The organism is Chryseobacterium sp. BGARF1 (assembly GCF_001677955.1).
In the GTDB taxonomy this organism is placed as follows: domain Bacteria; phylum Bacteroidota; class Bacteroidia; order Flavobacteriales; family Weeksellaceae; genus Chryseobacterium.
In genome coordinates, this window is the sequence record NZ_LELA01000150.1 from 1 (window position 1) to 10,121 (window position 10,121).

The following is a 10,121-nucleotide window of genomic DNA, read 5'->3' on the forward strand; positions in this document are numbered from 1 at the left end:
ATCCACAATAGCAGTTTCTTTCTTTTTATTTTAGATAAATTTGCAGTACTATCCCTTTTATTCATGTCAATTATTACCCTCACTTCAGATTTCGGACGTTTAGATTACAGAGTTTCAGCGATGAAAGGAAAAATCTTATCTCTTAACCCCGAAGTAAACACCGTTGACATCACTCATGATATCCAGGCGTATAATTTAATTCAAGCGTCTTATATTGTAAGAAATGCCTACAAATATTTTCCAACAGGTACAATTCATATTGTTTCTGTTGACAGTTTTTTTCATAAATCAAGAAAAAATATTTTATATAAATCAGACGGACATTATTTTTTAGCCGCAGATAACGGGCTTTTAAGTCTCATTTTTTTTGACATTAAACCTGAAGCGGTTTACGAAATTACGCTCAACAACCGATTTGATGACATCGTAAGCTTCACTTCCACCGATGTTTTTGTGCCTGTTGCTGTACATTTAGCCAATGGCGGGCTCCCGGAAGTAATCGGCAGAAAAATAGAATCTACTAAACAGCTTTTATTTCCAAAACCGGTATATAATGAGTCTGAAAAAATGATTATTGGCGATGTAATGTATATTGATAATTTCGGAAATATAATCTCAAATATTAGCAAAGATTTTTTTGAAACTTTGGCTAAAGGTTTCGCAAGTTTCACTATCAAATTCAGGAACTTAAGTCTTTCAAAAATATATTCTAGTCATACAGAACTTGTTGTAGATTGGGAAAGAGAAACCGAGTATCACGGGCAATCTGCAGCCATCTTTAATGACAGCGACCAACTTGAATTAACCATCTACAAAGGCAGCAAAAAAAATGGTGCAAAAACGCTTTTTGGGCTTAATGTGGGAGAAAATATTTACATAGAATTTTTCTAAAATTATCTATTTCATAAAAAAACCGATTTTTTTTATATATTTGTCAAAATCTAAAATTTAAAAATGGCAGAATACAAATTATTGCTTCCTTCTATGGGTGAAGGCGTGATGGAAGCTACAGTTATCACTTGGTTATTCAATGAAGGCGACCAGGTAAAGGAGGATGATTCAGTAGTGGAAATTGCAACAGATAAGGTAGATTCAGACGTTCCGACACCAGTTTCGGGGAAAATTGTAAAAATCCTTAAACAGAAAGACGAAGTTGCAAAAGTAGGTGAAGCCATCGCTATTTTAGAAATCGAAGGAGAAGGCGGAAACACAGCTTCTGAAGAAGTAAAAACTGACACTTCAGCTCCGGATGCAGCAACAATTCAAGCAATTGAAGAGCCTTTAACGGCAACAGCGACTTCTCATGTAGAGTTTTCGGGAGATTTATATCTTTCTCCGCTTGTAAAATCTATCGCTCAACAAGAAAATATTTCTGAATCTGAACTACAGACCATCAAAGGAAGTGGTTTAGAAGGAAGAATTACCAAAGAAGATATTTTAGCACATGTTGCTAATAGGGGAAACCAGCCAGCTCCACAAGCTGCGGCAGTGCAGGCTACTTCTACTCCAGCGGTAAAAGCGGTATCAACTCCGGCTGCTACCATCAGTACAGCTGCAGGTGACGAAATCATTCCTATGGACAGAATGAGAAAAATCATCGCTGAAAACATGGTGAAGGCAAAACATATTGCTCCTCACGTGACTTCTTTCATCGAAACCGACGTAACCAATGTTGTAAAATGGAGAGCTAAAAACAAAGATATGTTCGAAAAACGTGAAGGTGAAAAACTTACTTTCATGCCTATTTTTGTAAAAGCGATTGTAAAAGCAATTCAGGATTTTCCTATGATCAATGTTTCTATCAATGGTGACAACATCATCAAAAAGAAAAACATCAATATCGGTATGGCAACTGCTTTACCAGACGGAAACCTTATTGTTCCTGTAATTAAAAACGCTGATCAGTTATCGCTTTCAGGTTTAGCAAAAGCAATTAACGACTTGGCTTACAGAGCAAGAAACAAAAAATTAAGACCAGAAGATACTCAAGGGGCAACTTACACGATTTCTAACGTAGGAAGCTTTGGAAACTTAATGGGAACTCCTATTATTCCTCAACCTCAAGTTGCTATTATGGCAATCGGAGCTATCGTTAAAAAACCGGCAGTTCTTGAAACTAAAGATGGTGATGTAATCGCGATTCGTCAGTTGATGTTCATGTCTCACTCTTACGATCACAGAGTGGTAGACGGTTCTCTTGGTGGAATGATGCTAAAACATGTTCACGATTACCTACAAAACTGGGATTTGAACACGGAAATATAAGTAATGAATAATTGGCAATGAATAATTTTTGCTGATTTGAAAATATAAAAACCTTCGAATTTTTTCGGAGGTTTTTTGCTATCTAATATTCAAATTAAATCTAAAAAGTTTTTCAAAATTAAGTTCTCAAAATCAAGTTTAAAATTTTTATATCCGTAAAAATTAGTTTAGATTTGAAATATGCGTAGAATATTGGTCTACATCCGAAAAGGGTTAAAAAAATCTTTCGACAACATCCGAAACGAACAACTGAAACATAATTTGCTTCAGGCAATTCCTTTTTGGATAGGTTCGGTGATTACAGGTTTTTTCGCCGTCATGTATGCTAAGATATTTGCTTGGGGTGAAAATCTGCTTCATTTCATCTTAGATTGGCACGACTGGATGATTTTTATTATCGCACCGATTGGATTTGTATTATCATGGTGGTTGGTGAAAGAATTTGCTCCGAATGCCAAAGGAAGTGGAATCCCGCAAGTGATGGCGGCAGTAGAATTAGCAAATCCTAAAGAACACAGAAAAATAAGAAGTCTTTTAAGCATAAAAATCATTGTATTTAAAATTATTTCATCTGTTATTTTAGTTATAGGAGGTGGTGCAGTTGGACGAGAAGGCCCTACCATTCAGATTGCAGGTTCAATTTTTCGAAAAGTCAATGAATATCTTCCTGAATGGTGGCCAAAAATTTCAAAAAAAAATATGATTATGACTGGAGCTGCAGCCGGACTTGCAGCCGCTTTTAACACTCCTCTTGGCGGAATTGTATTTGCCGTTGAAGAACTCTCAAAAACACATATCAATTACTTTAAAACCGCACTTTTTACCGCTGTTATTATTGCAGGTTTAACCGCTCAGACTTTGGCTGGCTCTTATTTATATCTGGGTTATCCCAAAACGAATGATGTTTCATTAATGGTGATGTTCCCCATAATTTTGGTAGGTGGTGTTGCAGGAATTTTGGCAAGCCAGCTTTCAGTAACCATGCTTAAAATAAGCGACTGGAAAAAAAGAAAGCTTAAAACTGATAAATCAAATGTATTATTTCTTGTAGGTTGCGCCTTAATCATTGCTTTCATTTCGTTTTTTATAAGCCAGGAAGTTTTAGGCTCAGGAAAAGAAATTATGGAGCGGGTTCTTTTCACTTCAGATAAGCATGAAGATTGGTATGTTCCGATATTAAGAATGCTTGGTCCTGCCCTATCTTTCACTTCCGGCGGTGCAGGTGGAATTTTTGCTCCAGCTTTAACGGCAGGTGCAAGTATTGGTTCTGTAATCTCGGGTATTATTCATTTAACTCCAAACGAAACCAACGTTGTCATTCTCGCAGGAATGGTCGCTTTTCTTACCGGAATAACGAGAGCTCCGTTTACATCAGCAATTATTGTTTTAGAAATGACAGACAGACATTCTTTGATTTTTCATTTGATGTTGGCGGGAATGGTTTCTTCATTATTTTCAATTTTAGTAAGCAGACATTCTCTTTACGATGTTTTGAAAATGAATTTTCTGGTCGAAATTAGAAAAAACGAACCGTGATTTCATCAAATTTGAAGTTATATTAATCGAAACTTAAAAACAAAGCTATTATATTTACAAAATAATAGTATAATCATGACATTGCTTTTCTTTTTTAGTGCTTTAGGGGCTTTCAATGGATTTTTACTTTCGTTGTATTTTGCCATCAATGCTAAAAAGAAAAATTTCACCAATTATTTTTTATCACTTTTACTTTTGGTTTTAAGTATCAGAATAATAAAATCTGTTTTCTTTTATTTTACACCTCATATTTCCAATATTTTTATTCAAATTGGTCTTTCAGCTTGTATCATGATTGGCCCACTACTCTATTTATATTTAAATTCTTACTCAGAGAAAAAAGCTAATTGGAAAATTCATGTGATCCCTTATTTGGTTTTGATGACGGCTTTGGGAATATTTTATCCATATGTAGAACATCAGGCAATCTGGAGCCGATGGATTGTCTGTGGAATTTATCTTCAGTGGTTTATGTACATTATTCTGTCTTTCAAATACATTTTTCCGATTATTCAAAAGTTTAAAAAGAAAGAAAATTTAAAGAATTTAGACGTTTGGTTTCTTAGCATTTATCTTGGGGTTTTATTTATTTGGCTGGCTTATACGATTGCTGCTTACACTTCTTATATTGTGGGAGCATTGTCATTTACATTTGTTTTATATCTAATTGTTCTCTTATTGATTTTTAGAAACAGTAATGAATCCACTACTTTTTTTGAGGAAAAAGAAAAATATAAGAATAGGGAAATCGATAAAAAAACCCTTCAACTGATCGAACAAAAATTTTCATTGATTCTCGATAAAGAATTATTTCTTAATCCTAATTTCACACTCGAAAATGCCGCCAAAGAACTGAAGATTACCAAACATATTTTGTCGCAATACGTTAATGAAATTTTAGGCAAATCTTTCTCCAGTCTCATCAAAGAGTACAGGGTTGAAAAAGCAAAACAATTACTGGAAACAGAAACCAATTATACGATAGAAAGTTTAGGTTACGATAGTGGTTTCAATTCAAAATCGACCTTTTTCACAGCTTTTAAAAAAATCACGGGATTAACGCCCGCTGAATATCAAAAATCACAATCAAAATGAGTTCGGATTTATCAATTCAAACTTCATTTTTATGAATGAAAACCTTTAAAACACACGCATCAAAGATATTTGCACTCATAAACAACAATTCAAATTGTAAACATGAGACCCATATTTTTATTAATGATTTTTTTCTTCAGCAATGTCATTTCAGCACAAATTAGAATTAATGGAACGGTTATCACATCACAAAACCGACCTTTAGAATTTGCAGAAATTACGCTTTTTTCAGAAGATGCTAAACCACTTTTAAATCAATTGACCAATGAAAAAGGTGAGTTTATTTTAAACTATAAAAAAGGAAATTACACCTTACAGATTCATCAATCGGATGAAATTCTACATACTCAAAACATTGAACTGAATTCCGATTTTGATGCTGGAATAATTACTGTAGATCCATCCAAAACCATACAAGGAATTGTTCTTACCAAAAGAAAAAAACTCGTAGAAAGAAAAATCGACCGATTGGTTTTCAACATAGAAAATAAGATCAACGCAACAGGTGGCGACGCATTAGATGCGCTCAAAATGACACCTGGAGTATTGATTAGAAATGAAAACATCAGCATTATCGGAAAGCAAACAATCAGAGTTTTGATTGATGATAAGATGCTGGAACTTGGAGAAGCCGATTTGGCAAATTTCCTCAGGTCAATACCGTCTGACAATATCAAAAGTATTGAAGTTATCACCACGCCACCTGCAAAATATGATGCTGCCGGTGGAAGTGGTCTAATCAACATTCAACTAAAAAAAACAAAAAAAGATTCATGGAGCCTCTCTTTGGGAAGAAGCTATCTGCGTCGTGAAGAACACGGTGAAGGAGCTGTTACAAGTAATTTTCTATACAATAAAAATAATTTAAGCCTTTCTGCATCATTAAATTACAGAGATGGTGGCGAATATCACGATTATCAGGATTACAATAGTTTTCCTAATAATTTTTGGAATACCAGGCAGGCTTTCAAAAGACAGTACAAAAGGCTGAATAGTGTTCTCGGAATGCAATATTCTGCAACCCCGAATTGGATTTTTGGGTTTCAATATATTGCGAATATCAACAATGCGAAAGCGAATCGGATAACCAAATCATCTGTTTTTCATTATAATAGCGACACCGTTTTTAATGAAATTTTATCCGAAATCAATGCCGCTCAGAAGCCAAAATTCAATTCACTGAATTTATTTAATGAAATAAAAATCGATTCTTTAGGCAAGAAAATCATTCTTAATCTGGATTATTTTAATTATTCAAACTTTGATACAAGACCTTACCAAGGAACTTCGGTGATGAATAATCCGTACAACCCTCAGTATTTTAAAGGCATTAATAACAATCAACAAAGAACAAATAATTTCTCAGGAAAGATAGATATTGAACTTCCTACTACTTGGGCGAATTGGAGCACAGGCGGGAAAATCTCCGTTTCCAAAACAGAAAACGACATTTCGGCTTTCAACAGTGGATTAGTCCAAAATCAGAATCCAGAAATGCCACAAATTAATAATCAGTATAATTACGACGAGAATGTTCAGGCATTGTATTTCTCTGGAAATAAAAAGCTTAGCAACAAGTTTGAGGTGCAAATCGGTTTGAGAATAGAAGCCACACAAACCAAATCTTATGACGAAAACAGTAGCACTTCGATAGACAATAATTACACAAAACTGTTTCCATCATTAAATGTATTGTATTCAGCTAATGGAAACTCAACTTATAGATTGAGTTACAGTAAACGAATTGCTCGCCCCAATTTCGCAGAGCTAAATCCCAATGTTACATACGTCACACCTTTTCTCAGCGTCGAAGGCAATCAGGTTTTGAGACCTTATTTTGTAAATAATTTTGACTTTTTTTATACTTTTAAAAATCTCGAAACAAAATTATATTACAGCATAGAAAACGATGTTTTCAACCAAGTTGGGTTGCCTAACCTTGATAACGACAACATTCGACTGGTTTACAAGAACATTTTCAACATCAAAAGATACGGTATTTCAGAAACTTTTACCTTCGATAAACTAAGCTGGTGGAACAGCATCAACACCCTCAACATCAACTATTCCACTGCCAAAACCATAGATTTAGTGGCAACGGAAGCTAATGGATTAACTTCATTTTTCACCACTAATAATGATTTTAATTTAAATAAAAACAAAACCTTATTATTCAATGTAAGTTTCGAGTATTATATGTTTGGGAACTATGGAATTGATAAAATCAAACCATTCACATCCACCTCTTTCGCGCTTCAATATCATTTATTGGATAAAGATTTAAAGATTACACTGAAGGCCAATGATATTTTCAAAACAGACCGGTTCAGGTTTTCTTCAACCGTAAATGGAGTCCATCGCAATTCCGATTATTATTTTGACACAAGGTCATTCCAATTGGCTATTAATTATAAATTCGGAAGCAAAAAAGTAAGCGTTAAAAAAAGACAGACCGGTAACGAGGATGAAAGAGCCAGAACCGGGAATTAAGATGTATGGTTATAAATAAAAATTCATCTCAGAAAATTTATCAAACTCCCGAATCTGATATTTTAAATATCGACTCAGATTCGTAAATAAAACAATTTATTCTAAAATAATTTGAAGACCTGTTTTTGCGAGTCTTTTTTTATTCCAATAAAAAACCTGCTTCATATTGTATATTACAAATAGATTTCATAATTTTGCACCTCGAAATAATTAACAAATTCATTTAACATTATGAACAATTACGAAACTGTTTTCATTTTAACTCCCGTTCTATCTGAAGCTCAGGTGGAGGAAGCAGTGAACAAGTATGTAGATCTTTTGAAAGAAAAGAACTGTGAGATTGTCACTAGAGAAAATTGGGGATTAAAAAAATTAGCTTATCCAATTCAATTAAAAAAGAATGGATTCTACACTTTAATCGAGTTTAAAGGTGAAGGTACTGTAGTTGCTGATTTAGAATTAGCATTCAAACGTGACGAAAGAGTAATTCGTTACCTTACTACAAAACTAGACAAGCACGCTGTAGAGTATGCTGTAACTAGAAGAACTAAACTTAAAGCTTCAAGAGCTTAATTATTTATTAACCCAAAATTTAAAAAAGACAAGACATGGCAATAGATGATATGGCTAAACAAGCCTCAGCTGGAGGAGAATCTGAAGTAAAATTCCTTACACCACTTGATATCAACACTAAAACTGATAAAAAGTACTGTAGATTCAAAAAATTCGGAATTAAGCACGTTGATTACAAAGATGCTGATTTCTTATTACAATTTGTAAACGAGCAAGGTAAAATTTTACCTAGAAGATACACTGGAACTTCTTTGAAATACCAAAGAAAAGTTTCTTCGGCTATCAAAAGAGCAAGACACCTTGCAATGATGCCTTACGTAGCTGACTTATTGAAATAAGCTAAAAAAATTAATAAAAGAAGAGAGAAATCTCTTCTTTTGTTGCTGAATAAATATTAATTCTAACTTGATTTTAGATTTCAGACTACAGATTTCAGATAACAGACAATGTCTGCATCTAACTTCTAACCTCTAATTTCTAATATCTAAAAAAGGACAACAACAATGAACATTATTCTTAAAAAAGACGTAGAAAACTTAGGTCTTGAATTCGACACAGTAAATGTAAAGCCAGGTTATGCAAGAAACTTCTTGTTGCCTCAAGGTTTTGCTCTTTTAGCTACTCCTAAAAACATTGCAGCTCTTGAAGCTACTTTGGAAGCTAGAAAAGAAGAAGAAGCTAAATTAATCGCTGCTGCAACTGCTGTAGTTGATCAATTAAAGAAAACTTCTATTATTATCCCTGCAAAAGTAGGTTCTGGTGATAAATTATTTGGATCTATCAACAATGCAGATCTTTCTGCTGCTCTTGCTAAAGCTGGAGTTTCTGTTGAGAAGAAATACATCAAAATCCCAGGAAACACTATTAAGAGAACTGGTAAAGTAACTGCTAACGTAAGATTACACAGAAATGTAGAATACAACTTTGAATTCGACATCGTATCTGACGCACCGGTAGAAGCTCCAAAACCAGCTGCTCCTAAGAAAGTTGCTGTAGAAGAAACTCCTTCTGAAGAAGCTTAAGAATTCAAGAGATCTTTCTCTAAAATATAAACCACTTCGTTTGAAGTGGTTTTTTTGTTTTTATTATGTTTTTTAGAAGCTATTTCCCGCTATCCACTCATACTCCTCACGCCAACCCAATCCCACACCAAAAACCCTCAAACTTCCCCATTCCTTGTTGCGGGGTAACCGTTTTTATCGGGGCTAGGAGATCTGTGTTTTACTCAATATTTGTTATTGTAAACAGATTAAGGATTTATAAATATATTTCTGAAGCGACGAAGCAATCTTTAACCTCATAAACCACCGTCAAAAATTCTTTCGAATTTTCACCACCTCTCCAAAGAGGGGAATTCTTGCGTTAGAAGTTTTGTCATGGCGAGGAACATAGCGTCGAAGTAATCTCGATATAAAATTAAAATCTACATCCACTTTGTCATTCCGTAGGAAACTAAACTCTTTTTGTAGAGACTGATTTGTAAAAACCATTACCTAGATCCTTTCAGGATAACAAACTTTGCGAAAATCTTTATTAATAATTCTTTTAAAGAGATTGCTTCGTTCCTTTACTTCTCAAAATGACACAAAACTTCGCGCTAAAAACTCTAAAACCCTAAATCCTAACATTCTAAAACACTCTCACCCTAAAACTCTCCCACTTACTCACGCCCTTTCAATTTATGCAGATATTCCGTCGGAGGAATTCCAATTACTTTTTTGAAGATATTACTGAAAGAAGAAAGACTGTTGTATCCTACCATCATGGCAATCTCATACATATTATATTTTTCTTCGATCATTAATTCCAGAGAGCGGGTAATCCTCAATGCACGCAGAAAACGGACGTAATTCATGCCTAAAATCTCTTTAAATTTTCTCGAAAGAGTTCTTGTACTCATTCCGAATTCTTTTGCGGTAGATTCAATAGTTAACGGCTTTTCAAGATTAGCATGAATGTATTGCGCAATCTTTAATAATGTTTCATCATTAGGAAAAGGATGCTGAATTGGAAATGCCAACTTTTTGTCTCGCTTGTCAGGTAAAATACCTTTTAAAGCTTTGAGGAAATAATAATTACTACCATCATTCTTTGTGATTTTCCCATCCCATTCTTTTGTATATAAAATCATCTCTCTCAATAAATGACTGACCGAATAAATA

Annotated in this window: 9 protein-coding genes; 8 read left to right on the forward strand and 1 reads right to left on the reverse strand. The window is 34.1% G+C overall.

All coding sequences use genetic code 11. From position 1 onward, the window contains the following. Nucleotides 1-63 precede the first annotated feature (63 nt). The 8 genes from AB671_RS20845 (at nucleotide 64) to rplI (ending at nucleotide 8,981) form a co-directional block, all read left to right on the forward strand. The gene (locus AB671_RS20845; protein WP_066676893.1) at nucleotides 64-891 is read left to right on the forward strand and encodes an S-adenosyl-l-methionine hydroxide adenosyltransferase family protein; all 828 of its coding nucleotides are present in this window, start codon (nucleotides 64-66) and stop codon (nucleotides 889-891) included. Nucleotides 892-954: 63 nt separating this feature from the next. Then, entirely contained in the window at nucleotides 955-2,265 is a 1,311-nt protein-coding gene (locus AB671_RS20850) for a dihydrolipoamide acetyltransferase family protein (protein ID WP_066676895.1), read from the forward strand. Between the two features lie 180 nt (nucleotides 2,266-2,445). Continuing rightward, entirely contained in the window at nucleotides 2,446-3,801 is a 1,356-nt protein-coding gene (locus tag AB671_RS20855; protein ID WP_066676896.1) for a chloride channel protein, read from the forward strand. Nucleotides 3,802-3,876: 75 nt separating this feature from the next. Continuing rightward, entirely contained in the window at nucleotides 3,877-4,896 is a 1,020-nt protein-coding gene (locus AB671_RS20860; RefSeq protein ID WP_066676897.1) for a helix-turn-helix domain-containing protein, read from the forward strand. A 102-nt stretch (nucleotides 4,897-4,998) separates the two neighbouring features. Continuing rightward, complete coding sequence (locus AB671_RS20865; protein ID WP_066676899.1) at nucleotides 4,999-7,386, forward strand: TonB-dependent receptor; 2,388 nt, start codon at nucleotides 4,999-5,001, stop codon at nucleotides 7,384-7,386. A 231-nt stretch (nucleotides 7,387-7,617) separates the two neighbouring features. Further along, a complete protein-coding gene (gene rpsF / locus AB671_RS20870; protein WP_066676900.1) occupies nucleotides 7,618-7,959 on the forward strand; it encodes a 30S ribosomal protein S6 in 342 nt (113 codons plus the stop codon). A 35-nt stretch (nucleotides 7,960-7,994) separates the two neighbouring features. Then, nucleotides 7,995-8,297, forward strand: coding sequence for a 30S ribosomal protein S18 (rpsR, locus tag AB671_RS20875; RefSeq protein ID WP_034757623.1), 303 nt, complete (start codon nucleotides 7,995-7,997; stop codon nucleotides 8,295-8,297). A gap of 165 nt (nucleotides 8,298-8,462) precedes the next feature. Beyond that, the gene (rplI, locus tag AB671_RS20880; protein WP_066676901.1) at nucleotides 8,463-8,981 is read left to right on the forward strand and encodes a 50S ribosomal protein L9; all 519 of its coding nucleotides are present in this window, start codon (nucleotides 8,463-8,465) and stop codon (nucleotides 8,979-8,981) included. Nucleotides 8,982-9,619: 638 nt separating this feature from the next. Here the strand turns inward: rplI and AB671_RS20885 are convergent. Beyond that, a partial coding sequence (locus AB671_RS20885; protein WP_157444286.1) for a helix-turn-helix domain-containing protein occupies nucleotides 9,620-10,121 on the reverse strand: 502 nt, incomplete at its 5' end.

Excerpts from the sequence above, each read along its gene's own strand:
- rpsF (WP_066676900.1), top strand. The coding sequence starts at position 7,618 with ATGAACAATTACGAAACTGTTTTCATTTTAACTCCCGTTCTATCTGAA.
- AB671_RS20850 (WP_066676895.1), top strand. The coding sequence starts at position 955 with ATGGCAGAATACAAATTATTGCTTCCTTCTATGGGTGAAGGCGTGATG.
- AB671_RS20855 (WP_066676896.1), top strand. The coding sequence starts at position 2,446 with ATGCGTAGAATATTGGTCTACATCCGAAAAGGGTTAAAAAAATCTTTC.
- rpsR (WP_034757623.1), top strand. The coding sequence starts at position 7,995 with ATGGCAATAGATGATATGGCTAAACAAGCCTCAGCTGGAGGAGAATCT.
- AB671_RS20860 (WP_066676897.1), top strand. The coding sequence starts at position 3,877 with ATGACATTGCTTTTCTTTTTTAGTGCTTTAGGGGCTTTCAATGGATTT.
- rplI (WP_066676901.1), top strand. The coding sequence starts at position 8,463 with ATGAACATTATTCTTAAAAAAGACGTAGAAAACTTAGGTCTTGAATTC.
- AB671_RS20865 (WP_066676899.1), top strand. The coding sequence starts at position 4,999 with ATGAGACCCATATTTTTATTAATGATTTTTTTCTTCAGCAATGTCATT.
- AB671_RS20845 (WP_066676893.1), top strand. The coding sequence starts at position 64 with ATGTCAATTATTACCCTCACTTCAGATTTCGGACGTTTAGATTACAGA.